We start from the raw sequence: 381 nt of genomic DNA on the forward strand, positions 1-381 counted from the left end.
AGATCCACCCGCGCTCCCTGGTCGAGGACGGCGTGGTGGCCGTCGGCGAGATCGGCTACGACGACATCACCCCCGAGGACGACCGTTTTCTCGCCGCGCAGCTGGAACTGGCCAAGCAGTACAACCTGCCGGTACTGGTGCACACCCCGCACCGGGACAAGATCGGCGGCACCAAGCGCACCCTGGCGGCGATCCGCGAAGTGGGCATCGCCGAGCACCTGGAGATCATCGATCACCTCAATGAACTGACCATGCCCCTGGTGCTGGAAAGCGACTGCTGGCTCGGGCAGTCGATCTACCCCAATACCAAGAGGTCGGAGCAGCGCATGGTGGCCCTGCTGCAGTCGGACGGCACCGAGAACATGGTGGTCGACCGTGCCG

1 protein-coding gene is annotated in these 381 nt (G+C 65.4%); it reads left to right on the forward strand.

The features are described from left to right. Nucleotides 1-381: TatD family hydrolase (locus tag DNK59_RS31495; RefSeq protein ID WP_177431330.1), on the forward strand; the 381-nt coding region annotated here is incomplete at both ends.

The organism is Pseudomonas sp. TKO26, from assembly GCF_003225665.1.
Lineage (GTDB): Bacteria > Pseudomonadota > Gammaproteobacteria > Pseudomonadales > Pseudomonadaceae > Aquipseudomonas > Aquipseudomonas saponiphila.